We start from the raw sequence: 17,071 nt of genomic DNA on the forward strand, positions 1-17,071 counted from the left end.
GCGGCGGCCTCAGGTGCAGTCCAGGCTCAGGCGGGTGTCGGCGCCGGTCACCGGGTTGGTGCCCCGGGCCTCCCGGCAGAGGTTGCGCTGGTCCACCCGATCGAGCAGGGCATCGGTGAAGTCCGCATCGGTGACCGTGGCGCCGGTGAAGTTGCTGCCGGAGGCGATGGCTCCGCGCAGCACCGCGCCGGTGAGGTCGGTGCCGCTCATGTCCACCTTGTCCATCAGGGCGTCGCTGAGGTCGGCGCCGTGGAAATCGGCCTCAGGAAAGGCGGCCTGGGTGAGGATCGCCCCATGCAGATCCGCGTCCCTGAAGCGGGCCTGGCGGGCCGTGGCCCCGGCGAAGGAGCTGCCGGCCAGCTGCTGGCCGCTGAAGTCCTTGCCGCTCTGGTTGGTGAGGGTGTAGTCGACCCGGTCCTGGAAGTCGGCCAGGGCGCCGGAGGGGGCCAGCAGCAGCAGACCCAGCAGCAGGACCAGCAGCGGGCCGGCCAGCCGCAGGCGCCGCCGACGGGGGCTGCCCGCGGGCCGGGGGGCATCGGATCCGATGGCCGTCGTCATGGACCGTGGCTGCCGGGGACCCCTCCAGGCTGGCCCGCCCCGGGGACTTCGTCAGCCTCGGGGGCATCGAACAGGGGCAGCACGGCCCCCAGCAGGAACAGGGAACCGGCCACCACCGGCAGCGGCCCGCCTGGCAGCAGGCTGTCCAGTCCGGCGGCCAGGCTGCCGGCCGGCTCGAGCTGATCGGCCTTCCCCGGACAGGCGGCGGCCAGCTCCTCCAGGGTCCAGCTGGCGTGCTCCGGCACCGCCACCACCGCCGCCCGATCGCCGGGCCGCAGCAGCTGCTCCAGCATCACCGCCCCCTCCTTGTGGCGCTGGATGCCCAGCAGCCAGCGGCGTGGCCGGCGCCCCTCGACATCTCCGTTTTCGCCCCCGTCGAGCCGGTCGAGCTCGCGGCGCAGGGTCGCCGCCGCCGGGGGATTGTGGGCCCCGTCGATCAGCAGCTCGCGGCCCCGCCAGCGGTGCCGCTCCAGCCGCCCGGGCCAGCGGGCCGCTTCCAGGCCGGCGCGGATCGTCGCCATGTCCAGGGGCGTCCTGGCCAGGGGACCGCCAGGGGCGGTCAGGGCCCGGGCCATGGCCACCGCCACGGCGCCGTTGTGGCGCTGCAGGTCCCCCGCCAGGCCCAGGCGGGGCCCGCCGTCGGCCACGGCCGGCAGGGGGTCGAGCCACTGCAGGCTGGCGCCGCAACGCAGCGCTTCAGCCTCCAGTACCCGGCGGGCCTCGGGCTCCTGGGCGCAGCTGAAGGCCCGGCAGCCCGCGCCCATCACGGCGGCCTTCTCGGCGGCGATGGCGGCCAGGGTGTCGCCCAGGTGCTCGCGGTGGTCGAGGCCGATGGCCCCGAAGCCGATCACCGGCCGGTGGGGGTGGACGGTGGTGGCATCCAGCCGTCCCCCCAGGCCCACCTCCAGCACCGCCAGATCCACCCGCTCGCGGGCGAAGTGCTCGAAGGCCGCGGCCGTGATCAGCTCGAAGGGGGTGAGTCGGTGCTGGCGGGCCAGGGGCTGCCAGCGGGCCAGGTCGTCCCGCAGGGTGGTGGGCGTGATCCAGGCGTCATCCACCTGGATGCGCTCGCACCAGCTCACCAGGTGGGGGGAGCGGTAGGTGCCGACGTGCACGCCGGCGGCCCGCAGGATCGCGTGCAGGAAGGTGCAGATCGAGCCCTTGCCGTTGGTGCCGGCCACCTGGGCGGCGGCGAAGCGCCGCTCCGGGTGGCCCCCGCCGGCCAGGGCGCCGGCCAGTCGCTCCAGGCCCAGGTCGACGCCCCGGCGGACAAAGGGTTCAAGCAGGTCGCCCAGGTCGACCGGGGGGGGCAGCGGGGACGGCACGGACAGGAACGGATCAGGCCAGGCTGTGGAGAGCCTTCTCCAGGCGCTTCACCGCCTTGCGCAGCTGGCGGGGCTTGACCACCAGCGGCGGCACGAACCGGACCACCCCGGGCCCGGCCGGCACCAGCAGCAGACCCTCCGCCATGGCCGCCTTGACGATCTCCGCAGCCGTGGGCCCGCCCTCGCGCAGCACCAGGCCCCGCAGCAGACCCCAGCCGCGCTCGCCGGCCAGCCGCTCGGGGTGGCGGGCCACCAGCTCCTGGAGCAGGGACTGGAGCAGGGTTCCGTTGGCGCTCACCTTCTCCAGCAGGCCCCGGCGTTCGATCTCCTCGATCACCGTGAGGCCGGCGCGGCAGGCGAAGGGGTTGCCACCGAAGGTGCTGGCGTGGTCGCCGGGGCGGAAGTGGTCGGCCGCGGCCTTCACCGCCAGGGCGCCGATGGGGATGCCGCCACCGAGGCCCTTGGCCATGGTCAGGGCATCGGGCTCGACCCCGAGCTGTTCGTAGCCCCACCAGCGGCCGCTGCGGCCGACACCGATCTGCACCTCGTCGAAGATGAGCAGGATGCGGTGGGCATCGCAGAGCTCCCGCACCCGCCGGAAGAAGGCCGGATCGCCGGGGTTGACGCCGCCCTCGCCCTGGATCGGTTCGAGCAGCACGGCCGCCACCCGGGGCCCCTCGGCTTCACAGGAGGCGAGCAGCGCTTCGAAGGCGGCCGTGTCGTTGTAAGGGAAGTAGCGGAAGCCCGACACCATGGGCTCGAAGCCCTGGTGGTACTTGGGCTGGCCCGTGGCGGTCACCGCCGCCAGGGTGCGGCCGTGGAAGCTGGCCTCGGCGGTAAGGATCAGCGGATCGGCGATGCCGCGCACCTGGTGGCCGTGCTTGCGGGCCAGCTTGATGGCGGCCTCGTTGGCCTCGGCGCCGGAATTGCAGAAGAAGACCCGGTCGGCGCAGCTGCGGGCGGTGATGGCCGCGGCCAGGGCCTCCTGCTCCGGAATCCGGTAGAGGTTGGAGACGTGCTGGAGACGGCCCAGCTGCCGGCAGAGCCGCCGCTGCAGCACCGGATCGCTGTGGCCCAGGGTGCAGACGGCGATGCCGGCCACCATGTCGAGATAGCGCCGTCCCTGGTCATCCCAGAGCCAGACGCCACGGCCCCGCGTCAGAGACAGGGGATAGCGCCCGTAGGTGTCCATCACCGGCTGGATGGGAGCGGTGGGACTCGAACCCACATGCCCGAAGGCGCTCGATTTTGAGTCGAGTCCGTCTACCAATTCCGGCACGCTCCCGAGGGGAGGACTCTAGGCGGCGGTGGTGGGCAGCCTGCGGATCGAGGCGCCGGCGGCGTTGAGCTTGCCCTCCAGATCGGCGTAGCCCCGGTCGAGGTACTCCAGGCCCCGCACGGTGGTGATGCCATCGGCGGCGAGGCCGGCGAGCACCATGGCGGCGGAGGCGCGCAGGTCGGTGCCGTGGACCGGGGCGCCGCTGAGCCGGGCCACCCCTTCGACGCAGGCGGTGTTGCCCTGCATGCGGATCGAGGCGCCCATGCGCTGCAGCTCGGCCACGTGCTGGAGACGGTTCTCGAAGATGTTCTCGACCACCATGCTGGTGCCTTCGGCGGTAGCCAGCAGGGCCATGAACGGGGCCTGCAGGTCGGTGGGGAAGCCGGGGAAGGGCTGGGTGCGCAGATCCACGGCCCGCACCTTGCTGGCCGTGAGGATCAGGCCCTGGCCGTCGGCCTCGATGCGGCAGCCAGCCTCCTCGAGCTTGGTGATCACGGCACCGAGGTGCTCAGGCAGGGCGGGGAACACCCGCAGCCGGGAGCGGGTGATGGCGCCCGCCAGCAGGAAGGTGCCCGCCTCGATGCGGTCGGGGATGACGGCGTAGTCGGCGCCGTGCAGACGGTCCACCCCGACGATGGTGATGGTGGGGGTGCCGGCGCCGCGCACCTTGGCCCCCATGGCCAGCAGCAGCCGGGCCAGGTCGATCACCTCCGGCTCCTGGGCGGCGTTGTCGATGACCGTTTCGCCGTCGGCGAGGGCGGCCGCCATCATCAGGGTCTCGGTGGCGCCGACGCTGGGGCAGTCGAGGTGGATATGGCCGCCGGTGAGGCGGCGCTGGCGGCCCGGCACCACGGCGGTGACCACACCGTGCTCGATGGTGACCTGGGCGCCGAGGGCCTTGAGCCCCTTGACGTGCTCCACCACGGGCCGGGTGCCGATCTGGCAGCCGCCGGGCAGGGGCACCTGGGCCATCCCCATGCGGGCCAGGAGGGGGCCGATGCAGAAGAAGCTGGCCCGCAGGCTGTTGACCAGCTCATAGGGCGGGGCGGCGGTGGTGATGTGGTCGCCGTGGAGGACGATCGCGTCGCCACCGCGCTGCACCCGCACCCCGAGTGCGGAGAGGATCTCCCCCATGGCCGTGATGTCGGTCAGGGGAGGCACGTTGCTGAGCCGCAGCGCGTCCTCGGTGAGCAGGCAGGCGGCCATCAGCACCAGGGCTGAATTCTTGGCGCCGCTGACCCTGATTTCCCCTTCCAGACGCCGTCCACCACTGATCTCCAGCCTGGTGCCGGCGATGGCCTTGACAGGCATGGGGGATACGGTCATGGACAGGAGTCCTGGTATCAATTTCGGGGGCATCTTGACAACGAATGATCCCGTCGTCTAGGGGGTCGCCGCTCAAACTGTCTTGCCACCCGCTTGCCGCCAGGGTCCGGAGGGGTGGGTCGCCGGTGATGATTTATGCTCCGTTCAGCGCCGCGGCTTCCGTGGCGGCTAAACGCCCGCGGATGTGGCGGAATTGGTAGACGCGCTAGTTTCAGGTACTAGTGGCAGCAATGTCGTGGGAGTTCAAGTCTCCCCATCCGCATCATTATTTTATGATTGTCCTCAAGATCACCAACGCCTCCGACGTCGTCGCCGCGAACATCGGCCGGTTTCTGGAGCGTCTGACTCCGGACGAGTACGACCAGAACAAGGTGGAGGACATCGTGATCGATCGCCTCGTGGCGAACCTCAAGGCGGAGGGCATCCGTGGTGAGGTGGCGGCCTTCAAGGGGCTCGATCTCAGCGACGACGACCTGGTCATCCACGATCACCTCAAGCTCCGGCGCCGCAAGACGATCTGACATCCCCGGGTTCCTCCCCTGATCAGCGCGGGCTGCCGCCGGGCAGCGAGCCGATCCGCAGCGTCCGCAATCCCCTCGTCCAGGCCCTGCGGCGCCTGCACCGGCCCAGCGGCCGCAAGGAGCAGGGGCTGATCCTGCTGGAGGGGACCCACCTGCTGCAGGAGGCCCTGGGGCTGGGTCTGCGGCCTCGGCAGCTGCTGGCCACCGTCGACTGGCTGGAGCGCCATGACTCGCTGCTGGAGCGGTTGCCGGATCCGGGCCGGCTGCGGATCGCCAGCCCCGAGGTTCTGGCCGCCGCCGCCACCACCGGCCACCCCGACGGGGTGCTGCTGACTCTGGAGGCCGACGACCTGCCCGCCCCGGCGGCAACGCCGCCCGATTTCCTCCTGGTCCTCGACCGGCTCCAGGATCCGGGCAACCTGGGCACCCTGCTGCGCACGGCGCTGGCGGCGGGGGTGGAGCAGGTGTGGCTGGCGGAGGGGGCCGACCCGCTGCAGCCCAAGGTGCTGCGCGCCTCCAGCGGCGCGGCCCTGGCCCTGCCGATCGAGCGGATGGCGGCCAGCGACCTGCCCGGCCGCCTGGCCGCGGCCCGGGAGCGGGGCATGCAGCTGGTGGCGGCGGTGGTGCCCGAGGCGGCCGATGCCGCCCAGCCCTACTGGGAGCTGGACTGGTGCCGCCCCACGGCCCTGCTGCTGGGCAACGAGGGGGCGGGGCTGGCCCCGGAGCTGGCCGAGCTGGCCGACCGGCGGGTGACGATCCCCCACAGCCCGGCGGTGGAGTCGCTGAATGTGGCGGCCGCGGCCGCTTTGCTGCTGCTGGAGCGCCCCCGCCAGGCCCACGGCCGGCCCGGGGCCTGACAGGGGAGAATGCCGCTACCCATGCAGCCCCGTCCGGTGATCGCAGCACCCGCCTCCCCTCCCTCCGGGTTCGATTTCGACGTGATCGTGATCGGTGCCGGTTATGGCGGTTTCGATGCGGCTAAGCACGGCGCCGACCACGGCCTGAAGGTGGCGATCGTGGAATCCCGTGACATGGGCGGCACCTGCGTCAACCGGGGCTGCGTTCCCTCCAAGGCCCTGCTGGCGGCCAGCGGCCGGGTGCGGGAGCTCGGCGACGCCGAGCACCTCAAGGGGTTCGGCATCCATGCGGCGCCGGTGCGCTTCGAGCGCCAGAAGATCGCCGACCATGCCGCCCAGCTGGTGGCCACGATCCGCACCAACCTCACCAAGACCCTGGAGCGGGCCGGCGCCACGATCCTGCGGGGCAAGGGACGCCTCGACGGGCCCCAGCGGGTGGCGGTGCGCGAGGCCAGCGGCGTGGAGCGGGTGTATGCGGCCCGGGAGGTGATCATCGCCACCGGCTCCGATCCCTTCGTGCCGCCCGGCATCGAGACCGACGGCCGCACCGTGTTCACCAGCGATGAGGCCATCAACCTGGAGTGGCTGCCCCGCTGGATCACGATCATCGGCAGCGGCTACATCGGCCTGGAGTTCGCCGACGTCTACACCGCCCTGGGCTGTGAGGTCACGATGATCGAGGCCCTCGACCGGGTGATGCCCACCTTTGATCCGGACATCGCCAAGATCGCCGCCCGCCATCTGATCGACGGCCGCGACATCGACGCCCGCTCCGGCGTGCTGGCCAGCAAGATCACCCCCGGCTGCCCCGTGAAGATCGAACTGGTGGACATGGCCACCCGCGAACCGGTGGAGACCCTGGAGGTGGATGCGGTGCTGGTGGCCACCGGCCGGGTGCCGGTGAGCAAGGACCTCAACCTGGCCAGCATGGGGGTAGAGACCAACCGGGGCTTCATCCCCGTCGACGATGGCCTGCGGGTGCTCGCGAATGGCGCGCCGGTGCCCCACCTGTGGGCCGTCGGTGATGTGACCGGAAAAATGATGCTGGCCCACACCGCCGCCGCCCAGGGCACGGTGGCGATCGAGAACATCCTCGGCCACGCCCGCCGCATCGATTACCGGTCGATCCCCGCCGCCACCTTCACCCACCCGGAGATCAGCTCGGTGGGGCTCTCGGAAGCCGACGCCAAGGAGCTGGCCGCCGCCGAGGGCTTTGAGCTGGGAGCTGTGCGCAGCTATTTCAAGGCCAACTCCAAGGCCCTGGCCGAACTGGAGAGCGACGGCCTGCTCAAGCTGCTGTTCCGCAAGGACACAGGCGAGGTGCTGGGCGCCCACATCTACGGCCTCCATGCCGCCGACCTGATCCAGGAGATCGCCAACGCGGTGGCCCGGCGCCAGGGGGTGCGGCAGCTGGCCAGCGAGGTACACACCCACCCCACGCTGAGCGAGGTGGTGGAAGTGGCCTACAAGCAGGCCGCCGCCAGCCTGGCCACGGCGGTGGGTGCCTGAGATGGAGATCCGTCGCCGGCCCCCCAACCCCTCGGTGCGGGTGGCCCACCTGGAATTCGGCACCCCCCATCCCGAGGAGAGCCCCCGCCACATCCTCGAGGAGATCGTCTGGGAAAAGGACAGGGAAGTGACGGCCGCCCGGGACCGGGTGAGCCTGGAGTCCCTCAAGCAGCAGGTGGCCGACCTGCCCCCCACCAGGGATTTTCTGGCGGCCCTGCGGGCCAGCTGCCGCAAACCGGCGGTGATTGCCGAGATCAAGAAGGCCAGCCCCAGCAAGGGGGTGATCCGGGAGGACTTCGACCCCGTCGCCATCGCCCGGGGCTACCGGGACGGCGGGGCCAGCTGCCTCTCAGTGCTCACCGACAAGCGCTTCTTCCAGGGGGGCTTCGAGGTGCTGGTGGCGGTGCGGGAGGCGGTGGAGCTTCCCCTGCTCTGCAAGGACTTCATCCTCACGCCCTACCAGCTGTTCCAGGCCAGGGCCGCCGGGGCCGATGCGGCCCTGCTGATCGCGGCGATCCTCACCGACCAGGATGTGGCCTACCTGCTCAAGGTGGCCCGGGGCCTGGGGCTGGCGGTGCTGGTGGAGGTGCACGACGCGGCCGAGATGGAGCGGGTGCTGCAGCTGGAGGGTGTGAACCTGATCGGCATCAACAACCGCGATCTGGCCAGCTTCACCGTGGATCTGGCCACCACCGAACAACTGATGGAACGCTTCGGCGAGCAGGTGCGTGCCCGCGGTGCCCTGCTGGTGAGTGAATCGGGCCTGTTCAACCGGGAGGACCTGGATCGGGCCGTCGGCGCCGGCGCCGATGCGGTGCTGGTGGGGGAAGCGCTGATGCGCCAGGACGACGTGACGGCAGCCCTGGAGACCCTGATCGGGGGCTGAGGTCCCCGGGGCCGCGGGTGACGGGGGGCGCTCACTCCTTCTCCAGGATGGCCCGGGCCGCATCCAGCTGGGCGCGGGCTTCCGGGCTCACCTCGGGATAACGCAGGTGCAGGGAATCGAGGGTTTCGATGATCGCGGCGGCCACGGCGATGCGGGTGAACCACTTGTTGTCGGCGGGCACCACATACCAGGGGGCGTGACGGCTGGCGGTGTGCCGGATGGTTTCGTTGTAGGCGTCCATGTAGTCATCCCAGAAGGCCCGTTCCTTGATGTCGTTGGCGGAGAACTTCCAGTTCTTCTCGGGGCGGTCGAGGCGCGCGAGGAAGCGCTTGCGCTGCTCCTTCCTGGAGACGTTCAGGAAGAACTTCCGGACGATGATGCCATTGTTGTTCAGGTAGGTCTCGTAGTTTCTGATGTCCTGAAAACGCTCGTCCCAGATGCTCCTGGTGATGCGCTCCGCCGGAAGCGTCTGCCGGGCCAGCATCTCCGGATGCACCCGGACCACCAGCGTTTCTTCGTAATAGCTGCGGTTGAAGATGCCGATCCGGCCCCGTTCAGGCAGGGCATTGTTGGATCGCCACAGGAAATCATGGTCCAGATCCACCGATGAAGGCGCCTTGAAGGAGGTCACCTGGCATCCCTGGGGATTGACCCCGCTCATCACATGCTTGATGGTGCCGTCCTTGCCCGCCGCATCCATCGCCTGGAAGATCAGCAGCAGGGCGTAGCGATCCTGGGCATAGAGAAGATCCTGAAAGTGTGCCAGCATCTGCACGCCCATGGAGAGTGCCTCCTGGGCGCGCGGTTTGTCTTCCTGATCCAGGTGCAACGTATCGCCGGGATCAAAGTTCTTGAGATGGAAATCCTTCCCATCCTCAATCCGGAAGGGCCTGGCGAATGTTCTGGCGCGCTCGAGGAAGTCCTGTTTCTCCATTCCCTTCTCTCCTTGCCTCGTTTCCAGTGCTAAGTCGTCTGCATGCGGTCCCGGATCCGGTCGCCATCATTCGTAAACCATTTGCGGACCATTCACATTCCAGCCGCCAACAGACAGCGATCTGCCAGGCCCGATCCTTCACCCTAGCCACGGTGTGTGGGGCCGTCAGCCGTGAAGAACAAACCTTATCCCGATGGTTTTTCAGGGTCGCTGATTACACTGAAGGCGGAGAACAGACCGGCGTTCTGACGGCCCTTCCCCTGATACTACGGTCGACCGCCCATGCCCGCTTCGCTGGTCAGTTATTCGAAGATTCTGGAGATCGTCGGCGATATTCTCCGGGTCGAGGTGCCGGCCGACGCCACCCACCGCGAAGGGGCGCCCCGGTTCAACGATCTGGCCGTGGTGCAGAACCGCAATGGCACTTCCTCCCTGGCCCAGGTGATCGCCCTGAAGCAGGATTCCGTGTCGCTGCAGGTGTTCCGCGGCACCAAGGGGGTGGCCACCGACTCGGCAGTGCATTTCCTCGGCCATCCGATGCAGGCCACCTACTCCGGCAACATCCTCGGGCGGGTGTTTCGGGGCACCGGTGAGCCGATCGATGGGGGGCCTGGCCTTGAGGAGGATCCCAAGGTCCCGATCGGAGGTCCATCCGTCAACCCGATGTGCCGGATTCTGGCCTCCAAGATGATCCGCACCAACGTGCCGATGATCGACGTGTTCAACTGTCTGGTGGAGAGCCAGAAGATTCCGATCTTTTCGGTGTCGGGGGAGCCCTTCAACGCCTTTCTGGCCCGCATCGGGATCCAGGCCGATGCCGATGTGGTCGTGTTCGGTGGCCTCGGGCTGATCTTCGACGATTACTACGCCTTCCGGAAGACCTTCGAGGATGCCGGCGTCTTCGCCCGCACGGTGATGTTCGTCAATCTGGCCTCCGATCCGATTGTTGAGCGCCTGCTGATTCCGGACATGGCCCTGGCGGTGGCCGAACGGTTCGCCGTGGAAGAGGGCAAGCGGGTGCTGGTGCTGCTCACCGACATGACCTCCTTCGCCGATGCCCTCAAGGAGATCAGCATCGCCATGGATCAGGTCCCGGCCAACCGGGGCTATCCGGGTGATCTCTATTCTCAGCTGGCCCGCCGTTACGAGAAAGCGGCCGACTATGCCAAGGGCGGATCGGTGACCCTGCTCACGGTCACCACCATGCCAGGGGACGACATCACCCACCCCGTGCCGGACAACACGGGTTACATCACCGAAGGCCAGTTCTATCTGCATGACGGCGTCCTCGATCCTTTCGGCTCCCTGTCCCGCCTCAAGCAGAACGTGATCGGCAAGGTCACCCGCGAGGACCACAACCAGATCATGAACACCTGCATCCGCCTCTACTCCGGGGCACGGGATGCGGAGCAGAAGCAGGCCATGGCGTTCGAGCTGTCCGAGTACGACCAGCGGCTGATCCGATTCGGAGGACTGTTCAAGGCCAGGTTCATGGACATCAACGTGGATATCCCCCTGGAGGAGGCCCTGGACCTGGCCTGGACCACCCTGGCCGAGTGCTTCCAGCCCAGTGAACTGTTGATGAAGCAGGACCTGCTGGACAAGTACTTCCCAGGCAACAGGCCGACGCCCCCTCCCACCGCGTAAGTCCCATGGCCAGGCTCTCGCTCACCAAGGCTTCGCTGACCAAGGAGAAGTCCCTGCTGCGGACCTTTCAGGACGTCCTGCCGTCCCTGGACATGAAGCGCCGCCAGATCGGCGCGGAACGGGAGAAGGCCCGCCGCCTGCTGGCCGAGGCCCTGGCGAAGGCGGCGGCGCTCGAGCCGGACGTGGCAGCCCGGCTGCCGATGGTCGCCAACACGGCGATCGATCTCTCCAATCTGGTGACCATCGCCGCGCTGGAGATCGGCGAAGAGAACCTGATGGGTACCCGGCTGCCGGTCCTCCAGAGCCTTTCGTTCAAGGTCAGCCCCTATGGCCTGCTCACCAAGCCGTTCTGGGTCGACGCGCTGGTGGTTGTTCTCCAGCAGGCCATGGAGCAGACGATTCGCATCCAGGTGGCCCATCGCCGCGTCGAACGTCTTGAGCGGGCCGAGCGGATCGTGACACAGCGCTATAACTTGTTTGACAAGGTGCTGATTCCAAGGGCCAAAAAGACGATTCGCAACATCTCAATTTATCTGGCGGATGCGGAACGGGCGGGTGTGGTCAATTCCAAGATTGCCAAACGCAAGAAGGAGCGTCAGACACCATGACGATCGTTGCCCTGGCCAAGGTTTCTGTCTTCGGTCTTGCGGCCCAGAAGCAGGTGGTGCTGGAAGGATTGCAGGCCCTTGGATGTCTGCATCTGATTGATCTGGGACCAACGGCGGCCCCGGCTGATTTCACCTCGTCCCAACCGGCCGTTGAGGCCCGCGAAGCCCTGCGCTACCTGATGGATGTGCGCCAGCGCCGCTACCCGTTGAAGGTGGATTCCACGTTCCGGCTCGATGCCGTGGTGGCGAAGGCACTGGAGAACCGCTCCCGCAAGCGGGCTGCCGAGGACAGAATTCTTGTCCTGCGCCACCATCTCGCCGAACTGGCCCCGTGGGGGAACTTCCGGCTGCCCGAACTGGCGGACCTCGGCGGCCAGCGGCTGTGGTTCTATCGGGTCCCCCATGGCAAGCTCGCGGCCTTCCAGCAGGCGCTCGATGGGCTGGCACTGCCGTGGCAGCGGGTCCACGCCAGCCCCCGGCACGGTTATGTCGTGCTCATCGCCGAACAGGAGCCCGACCAGAACCTCCTGCCGGTGGGGCGGGCCCATGTGGGTTCCGAGTCTCCCGAGGCGTTGAGGGCCGAACTGGACCAGGCCCATGTCGCTCTCGATGACATTGAAGCGGAGCATGTGGCCCTCAGCCGCTGGATCTTCCTGCTCTCCAGGCACCTGGTCCGGGCCGATGAACAGGTGGCCCTGGGTCAGGCCGGCCAGAAGACCGCTGATCTGGGCCATGTCTTTCAGGTGCAGGGCTGGATACCGCGCCAGGACCTTCCCCGGCTCACCTGCTTCGCCGAGGGGATGGGGCTGGCCACCTGGGCGGAAAGTCCGACCTCAGACGACTCCCCTCCCACCTTGATGACGAATCCGGATGTGCTGGCGGGCGGCGAAGATCTCGTCACGTTCTACGAAACACCGGGGTATCGCGACTGGGATCCGTCGGTGGTGGTGTTCTTCTCCTTCGCCATCTTCTTCGCCATGATCCTGGCGGATGCGGGCTATGCCCTGGTGCTGGGTGTGCTGCTTGCCGTCTTCTGGAAAGGCATGGGGTCCAGGCCATCCTCGCGTCGCTTCCGTGTTCTGGCGGCGGTCGGTCTGCTGTTCTCGTTGCTCTACGGAATGCTGGCCGGGAGTTATTTCGGAGCGGCTCCCCCGCCCGACTCTCTTCTGGCCCACCTCCATGTGCTGAACCTGGACGACTTCGACACGATGATGAAGGTCTCGCTCGTGGTGGGCGCTTTGCATCTGATCCTGGCCAATGGAATCGTGGCGGTCCGTGGTGCTTCCATCGCTGAGCGGGCCAAGCCCATCGGCTGGATCGCGATCATTCTTGCGGGCCTCAGTCTCTACCTGGGGGCGGGCACGCCTGTGGGCCGGGATCTGGGCCTGGGCCTCGGCAGCGGCGGGCTGCTCACCATTCTGTTGCTGAGCAGCGAGCGACCACTGGATTCCTTCGGTTCTCTGCTGCTGCGATTGTTTGATGGGCTGTCCTCACTGGCGGAACTCTCCAAACTTTTCGGCGACGTGATGAGTTACCTGCGGTTGTTTGCCCTAGGCTTGGCCAGTGCCTCTCTGGCCCTGACGTTCAATCAGCTGGCGGCTGAAGTTTATCGCTCCGATGTGCCCCTTGGGGTCGTCATTGCGCTGCTGATCCTGCTTCTGGGTCATGGCATCAATCTGTTGCTTGCCATCATCAGCGGCTTCGTCCACGGTCTGCGGCTCAACTTCATCGAGTTCTTCAACTGGAGCCTTGACGAGGAAGGCTACCCATTCGCACCCTTCAGTAAAAAGGAGACGGCCTTATGAACAACGACACATCCATTCTGGTCCTTGGCTGGATCGGTATCTATGCGCCGGTTGCGTTGGCGGCGATCGGTGCCTCCATCGGTTGCACCACGGCAGGGCAGGCGGCGATCGGCGCCATGATGGAGGTCAGCAGCGGCTACGGACGTTTCGTCGGTCTGTCGGCGCTGCCTTCATCGATGTCGATCTACGGCATCGTCGTGATGTTCATCCTCAACCGACCGGTGACTCCGGCCAATTCCGGTGGCCTTTTCGGCATCGGCCTGCTGTCGGGTCTGGCGTTCCTGATGGCGGCGATCTACCAGGGACTGTGCTGCGCCTCCGCCATTTCCGGGTCCAAGGCCAAGCCCGAGATCTTCGGCCTGTCCCTGGCGCCGGCCGCCATCGTGGAGGGCTTCGCCGTCTTTGCCTTCGTCTTCGCCCTGGTGGCGGCCGGGGGCATTCCCAAATAGGGCCTCTGCGGCGCCTCTCTGGCGCTGGCGGCTGGGTTCCTTTCCTTTCTCCGCTCTCCTTTCCCTTCTCCGTTCTTCCTCCCCAGCCGGGCAGTTCCCATGGCCAACCCGAAGAAGCTCCGGCACGACACACCCCTGGCGGTGGCCTCCGGCGTGGAAGACCTGATCACGCGCCTGCGGGACCAGGGCGTCGAGCAGGGCCGCACGGAGGCCGACGCCCTGTTGAAGGAGGCCCAGGCCAAGGCCGCAGCCCTGCTGGCCCAGGCGGAGGAGCAGGCCCGGCAGATCGTCGATCGGGCCAGGACCGAGGCCGCCTCCCTCCAGACCGCGGGGCAGCAGGCCCTGGAACTGGCTTTCCGCGACGCCAACCTGGCCCTCAAGGCCCAGCTCAGTGACCGTTTCACCGGTGAGGTGCGCCAGCTCGTCGGGGAGGAGCAGGAGAAGCAGGAGATCCTGGAGCGGATGATCCTGGAGATCGTCGGCACGCTCCGCCCGGAAGCCGACCAATCCCAGCAGGTGGAGGTGCTGCTGCCTCGGCGGATCGCCGGCCTGGCCGAACTCAGCCAGCATCCCGAGGAGCTGGAGCAGGGCATCCTCAGCCGCTTCGTGCGCCTTACCGCCCGGGGCCTGCTGCGGGAGGGGGTCAGCTTCGGCGTTTCGAAGGGCCCCCAGGCCGGACTGAAGCTGAAGCTGGTCGACCGGGATGTGGTGCTGGATCTGACCGATGCGGCGATCGCCCAGACCCTGCTGGCCCACCTGCAGCCCCGGTTCCGGGCCCTGCTGGAGGGGGTGGTGAAGTGAGCGCCCGATGAAGTACGTCGTCCTGATGGCCAGCCTGCCGCCCCTGGGGTCGCTGTTTGAGGCCGCGACGCCACCGATTTCCAGGCTCAAGCTGGAACACCGCCTGGGACTGCTGGAGGCCCCTGATCGCCACACCCTCGAGCAGATCGCCAATCTGATCGCCTGGTCGTCCCAGCCCCTGGAGCGCAGTGATGCGGCGTTCATCCAGGAGGCCCATGGCTTCCTGACCTCCAACCGCAACCCCACCCTGCGGAGCCTGGTGACGCAGCGCCTGGACATGCGCACGATCGTGGCGGCCCTGCGCCGCCGTCGCCACGGCGAAGCCCAGCCGCCCAGCGGTGAGATCTGGGGGTTCGGTGAATGGGTGGGAATGATCGAGCGCAACTGGAGTGCCCCGACATTCCAAATGGAGGCGATCTTTCCCTGGCTCAGGCAGGCTCACGACCTGTTGGAGAAGGACGACCTGATCGGCTTTGAGAAGTTGCAGTTCTCCGTCGTCTGGGCGATGTTGAATCGCCTTTCCGCGGGCCATGAGTTTGATTTTGAAGCCTTGATCATCTATCTGGCGCGCTGGAGTCTGGTCAGCCGTTGGTCATGCTACAAAGGAGAAGCGGCCGTCGCCCGTTTTCGTGAGCTGGTGGATGCGGGGCTCGGAAATCACAAAGAACTCTTTTCAGGTGCATCTCAATGAACAGCAGCCCTGAGAGCAACATTGAGTCTCTCCCTGACTACAACCCTGCCAGCGTTGTGGCCGTTCAGGATGATCTCGTCACGATCCAGATGGCCGAGGCCAAGCCACGGCCCCTGCTCAAGAATGAGGTGATCTATATCTGCCTGCAGAACCGTGGTGGCGAACGCCAGGAAAAGCTGAAGGCTGAGGTGCTGCGGGTGCGGGGCCGCCTAGCCGATGCCCAGGTGTTCGAGAGCACCAAGGGGGTCGGCATCGGCGATCCGGTCGAGCAGACGGGCGAGCAGCTCTCCGTCACCCTTGGCCCCGGTCTGCTGGGCCAGGTCTATGACGGGCTGCAGAATCCGCTGGCCCAGCTCGCCGCCGGCTACGGCACGTTTCTGCCCCGGGGGGCTGAGGTGTCGCCGCTCGACACCGAGAGGAAGTGGTCGTTCCAGCCGGCGGCCCGGATCGGGGACACCCTCCACGCCGGGGATGGGATCGGCACCGTCCAGGAGGGCCGGTTCACCCACAAGATCATGGTTCCCTTCGACCAGCAGGGGACCGTCACCCTCGACTGGATCCAACAGGGAAGTTTCACGATCGACACCGCCGTGGCCCGGATCACCGAGGCCTCCGGGGCGACGCGGTCGCTGACGTTGACGCAGCCGTGGCCGGTGCGCCGCCCCCTGCCCCAGGCGCTGCTGGAGGCCCACCGCTGCGAGCGGCTCTACCCCCAGGAGCCGATGATCACCACCCAGCGCATCATCGACACGTTTCTGCCCATCGCCCGGGGCGGCACCGGCTGCATTCCGGGGCCCTTCGGCGCCGGCAAGACCGTGCTCCAGAACCTGATTTCGCGCCACTCCGATGTGGACATCGTGCTGGTGGTGGCCTGCGGGGAGCGGGCCGGGGAGGTGGTGGAAACGATCACCGAATTCCCCAAGCTGTCCGACCCCAGAACCGGCGGTTCGCTGATGGATCGCACCATCATCATCTGCAACACCTCGTCGATGCCGGTGGCGGCCCGGGAGGCTTCCATCTACACCGGCCTCACCCTGGGCGAGTACTACCGCCAGATGGGCTACAACGTGCTGCTGATCGCCGACTCCACTTCCCGCTGGGCCCAGGCGATGCGCGAAACCTCCGGGCGGCTGGAGGAGATTCCCGGCGAAGAGGCCTTCCCCGCCTATCTCGATTCCTCGATCAAAAGTGTCTATGAGCGGGCCGGCATCATCCGCACCAACGACGGCTCCGTCGGCAGCCTCACCATGATCGGAACGGTGTCGCCGGCGGGGGGGAACTTCGAGGAGCCGGTCACCCAGTGCACCCTGGGGACGGTGAAGGCCTTCCTGGGGTTGAGCGCGGAGCGGGCCTACAAGCGCTTCTATCCGGCCGTCGACATCCTGCTCTCCTGGTCGCGCTATTTCCAGCAGCTCGAAGGCTGGTTCTCCCAGCATCTCTCGCCGGACTGGGTGGGGCGCGTCGCCGCGATGAACGCCCTGCTCAAGGAGGGCGACCGGGTCAGCCAGATGATCCAGGTGACGGGGGAAGAGGGGGTGAGTCTGGAGGATTTCGTCGTCTTCCAGAAGGCCCAGTTCCTCGACATGGTCTACCTGCAGCAGGATGCCTTCGATGCCGTCGACTCCACCACGCCCCTGGAGCGCCAGAAGACCTCTTTCGACCTGGTCTTCGACCTGGTCTTCGACCTGCTGCACCGTGACCGCGCCTTCACCGACAAGAAGGCTGCCCGGGATTACTACACCCAACTCACGGGTCTGTACCGCAACCTGAATTACGCCGCCACCGGATCCCCCACCTACGCCGGCTATCTCCAGCAGATCCAGGCCCTCGCCGATCACCCCGGGGAGACTGCCGCTTTGGCCCCGCCGGCCTGAG

General features: G+C 67.6%; 17 protein-coding genes and 2 tRNA genes. 12 read left to right on the plus strand and 7 right to left on the minus strand.

What is annotated here, in order from left to right; genetic code table 11:
- Nucleotides 1–9 precede the first annotated feature (9 nt).
- From H6G99_RS08205 to murA, 5 genes are all read right to left on the minus strand, one after another.
- Nucleotides 10–558 (minus strand): pentapeptide repeat-containing protein, encoded by a 549-nt coding sequence (locus H6G99_RS08205; protein WP_190610972.1) that lies wholly within the window; start codon nucleotides 556–558, stop codon nucleotides 10–12.
- On the minus strand, nucleotides 555–1,883 hold the full coding sequence (locus H6G99_RS08210) for a bifunctional folylpolyglutamate synthase/dihydrofolate synthase (protein ID WP_190610974.1): 1,329 nt from the start codon (nucleotides 1,881–1,883) through the stop codon (nucleotides 555–557). The genes H6G99_RS08205 and H6G99_RS08210 overlap by 4 nt, the downstream gene beginning before the upstream one ends.
- A 13-nt stretch (nucleotides 1,884–1,896) precedes the next feature.
- Complete coding sequence (locus H6G99_RS08215; protein WP_502707676.1) at nucleotides 1,897–3,111, minus strand: aspartate aminotransferase family protein; 1,215 nt, start codon at nucleotides 3,109–3,111, stop codon at nucleotides 1,897–1,899.
- Nucleotides 3,087–3,168: transfer RNA gene (locus H6G99_RS08220), tRNA-Leu, on the minus strand. The genes H6G99_RS08215 and H6G99_RS08220 overlap by 25 nt, the downstream gene beginning before the upstream one ends.
- Nucleotides 3,169–3,180: 12 nt before the next feature.
- On the minus strand, nucleotides 3,181–4,488 hold the full coding sequence (gene murA / locus H6G99_RS08225; protein ID WP_190610975.1) for a UDP-N-acetylglucosamine 1-carboxyvinyltransferase: 1,308 nt from the start codon (nucleotides 4,486–4,488) through the stop codon (nucleotides 3,181–3,183).
- 178 nt (nucleotides 4,489–4,666) lie between these two features.
- Here murA and H6G99_RS08230 point away from each other — a divergent pair.
- The 5 genes from H6G99_RS08230 (at nucleotide 4,667) to trpC (ending at nucleotide 8,261) form a co-directional block, all read left to right on the plus strand.
- Nucleotides 4,667–4,750: transfer RNA gene (locus H6G99_RS08230), tRNA-Leu, on the plus strand.
- Complete coding sequence (locus H6G99_RS08235; RefSeq protein WP_502690426.1) at nucleotides 4,719–5,009, plus strand: DUF8653 family protein; 291 nt, start codon at nucleotides 4,719–4,721, stop codon at nucleotides 5,007–5,009. Before H6G99_RS08230 ends, H6G99_RS08235 begins: the two co-directional genes overlap by 32 nt.
- A 32-nt stretch (nucleotides 5,010–5,041) precedes the next feature.
- On the plus strand, nucleotides 5,042–5,866 hold the full coding sequence (locus H6G99_RS08240) for a TrmH family RNA methyltransferase (RefSeq protein ID WP_190611140.1): 825 nt from the start codon (nucleotides 5,042–5,044) through the stop codon (nucleotides 5,864–5,866).
- A gap of 21 nt (nucleotides 5,867–5,887) precedes the next feature.
- On the plus strand, nucleotides 5,888–7,375 hold the full coding sequence (locus tag H6G99_RS08245) for a dihydrolipoyl dehydrogenase (protein WP_190610977.1): 1,488 nt from the start codon (nucleotides 5,888–5,890) through the stop codon (nucleotides 7,373–7,375).
- Between the two features lies 1 nt (nucleotide 7,376).
- Nucleotides 7,377–8,261 (plus strand): indole-3-glycerol phosphate synthase TrpC, encoded by an 885-nt coding sequence (trpC, locus tag H6G99_RS08250; RefSeq protein ID WP_190610979.1) that lies wholly within the window; start codon nucleotides 7,377–7,379, stop codon nucleotides 8,259–8,261.
- A 31-nt stretch (nucleotides 8,262–8,292) separates the two neighbouring features.
- Here trpC and H6G99_RS08255 read toward each other — a convergent pair whose 3' ends face one another.
- The gene (locus H6G99_RS08255; RefSeq protein WP_190610981.1) at nucleotides 8,293–9,195 is read right to left on the minus strand and encodes a polyphosphate kinase 2 family protein; all 903 of its coding nucleotides are present in this window, start codon (nucleotides 9,193–9,195) and stop codon (nucleotides 8,293–8,295) included.
- A gap of 282 nt (nucleotides 9,196–9,477) precedes the next feature.
- Between H6G99_RS08255 and H6G99_RS08260 the strand changes: the two genes are divergently transcribed.
- Together H6G99_RS08260 and H6G99_RS08265 are read left to right on the plus strand one after the other, a co-directional pair.
- The gene (locus H6G99_RS08260) at nucleotides 9,478–10,842 is read left to right on the plus strand and encodes a V-type ATP synthase subunit B (protein ID WP_190610983.1); all 1,365 of its coding nucleotides are present in this window, start codon (nucleotides 9,478–9,480) and stop codon (nucleotides 10,840–10,842) included.
- A 5-nt stretch (nucleotides 10,843–10,847) separates the two neighbouring features.
- Nucleotides 10,848–11,450 (plus strand): V-type ATP synthase subunit D, encoded by a 603-nt coding sequence (locus H6G99_RS08265; RefSeq protein ID WP_094585392.1) that lies wholly within the window; start codon nucleotides 10,848–10,850, stop codon nucleotides 11,448–11,450.
- On the opposite strand, the gene H6G99_RS16345 is transcribed toward H6G99_RS08265, so the two are convergent.
- A complete protein-coding gene (locus H6G99_RS16345; protein ID WP_286191069.1) occupies nucleotides 11,438–12,079 on the minus strand; it encodes a hypothetical protein in 642 nt (213 codons plus the stop codon). The two genes, H6G99_RS08265 and H6G99_RS16345, sit on opposite strands and share 13 nt — an antisense overlap.
- On the opposite strand from H6G99_RS16345, the gene H6G99_RS16565 reads away from it, so the two are divergent.
- From H6G99_RS16565 to H6G99_RS08290, 5 genes are all read left to right on the plus strand, one after another.
- Nucleotides 12,080–13,255: a V-type ATPase 116kDa subunit family protein gene (locus H6G99_RS16565; RefSeq protein WP_353617203.1), complete on the plus strand. Its 1,176-nt coding sequence runs from the start codon at nucleotides 12,080–12,082 to the stop codon at nucleotides 13,253–13,255.
- Nucleotides 13,252–13,704, plus strand: a complete 453-nt coding sequence (locus H6G99_RS08275; protein WP_094585394.1) for an ATP synthase subunit C — start codon at nucleotides 13,252–13,254, stop codon at nucleotides 13,702–13,704. The genes H6G99_RS16565 and H6G99_RS08275 overlap by 4 nt, the downstream gene beginning before the upstream one ends.
- Nucleotides 13,705–13,803: 99 nt before the next feature.
- Nucleotides 13,804–14,505: a hypothetical protein gene (locus H6G99_RS08280; RefSeq protein ID WP_190610985.1), complete on the plus strand. Its 702-nt coding sequence runs from the start codon at nucleotides 13,804–13,806 to the stop codon at nucleotides 14,503–14,505.
- 7 nt (nucleotides 14,506–14,512) lie between these two features.
- The gene (locus H6G99_RS08285; RefSeq protein WP_190610987.1) at nucleotides 14,513–15,196 is read left to right on the plus strand and encodes a DUF2764 family protein; all 684 of its coding nucleotides are present in this window, start codon (nucleotides 14,513–14,515) and stop codon (nucleotides 15,194–15,196) included.
- Entirely contained in the window at nucleotides 15,193–17,070 is a 1,878-nt protein-coding gene (locus H6G99_RS08290; RefSeq protein ID WP_190610989.1) for a V-type ATP synthase subunit A, read from the plus strand. The genes H6G99_RS08285 and H6G99_RS08290 overlap by 4 nt, the downstream gene beginning before the upstream one ends.
- Nucleotide 17,071 lies beyond the last annotated feature (1 nt).

It is taken from the genome of Synechococcus sp. FACHB-909 (genome assembly GCF_014698945.1).
Taxonomy (GTDB): Bacteria; Cyanobacteriota; Cyanobacteriia; order PCC-6307; family Cyanobiaceae; genus Cyanobium.

What these genes read in the sequence shown, in the direction of transcription:
- H6G99_RS08255 (WP_190610981.1), bottom strand. Translation starts at nt 9,195, where the DNA reads ATGGAGAAACAGGACTTCCTCGAGCGCGCCAGAACATTCGCCAGGCCC.
- H6G99_RS08245 (WP_190610977.1), top strand. Translation starts at nt 5,888, where the DNA reads ATGCAGCCCCGTCCGGTGATCGCAGCACCCGCCTCCCCTCCCTCCGGG.
- trpC (WP_190610979.1), top strand. Translation starts at nt 7,377, where the DNA reads ATGGAGATCCGTCGCCGGCCCCCCAACCCCTCGGTGCGGGTGGCCCAC.
- H6G99_RS08280 (WP_190610985.1), top strand. Translation starts at nt 13,804, where the DNA reads ATGGCCAACCCGAAGAAGCTCCGGCACGACACACCCCTGGCGGTGGCC.
- H6G99_RS08265 (WP_094585392.1), top strand. Translation starts at nt 10,848, where the DNA reads ATGGCCAGGCTCTCGCTCACCAAGGCTTCGCTGACCAAGGAGAAGTCC.
- H6G99_RS08290 (WP_190610989.1), top strand. Translation starts at nt 15,193, where the DNA reads ATGAACAGCAGCCCTGAGAGCAACATTGAGTCTCTCCCTGACTACAAC.
- H6G99_RS08285 (WP_190610987.1), top strand. Translation starts at nt 14,513, where the DNA reads ATGAAGTACGTCGTCCTGATGGCCAGCCTGCCGCCCCTGGGGTCGCTG.
- H6G99_RS08275 (WP_094585394.1), top strand. Translation starts at nt 13,252, where the DNA reads ATGAACAACGACACATCCATTCTGGTCCTTGGCTGGATCGGTATCTAT.
- H6G99_RS08235 (WP_502690426.1), top strand. Translation starts at nt 4,719, where the DNA reads ATGTCGTGGGAGTTCAAGTCTCCCCATCCGCATCATTATTTTATGATT.
- murA (WP_190610975.1), bottom strand. Translation starts at nt 4,488, where the DNA reads ATGACCGTATCCCCCATGCCTGTCAAGGCCATCGCCGGCACCAGGCTG.
- H6G99_RS16345 (WP_286191069.1), bottom strand. Translation starts at nt 12,079, where the DNA reads ATGCTCCGCTTCAATGTCATCGAGAGCGACATGGGCCTGGTCCAGTTC.
- H6G99_RS08260 (WP_190610983.1), top strand. Translation starts at nt 9,478, where the DNA reads ATGCCCGCTTCGCTGGTCAGTTATTCGAAGATTCTGGAGATCGTCGGC.
- H6G99_RS08205 (WP_190610972.1), bottom strand. Translation starts at nt 558, where the DNA reads ATGACGACGGCCATCGGATCCGATGCCCCCCGGCCCGCGGGCAGCCCC.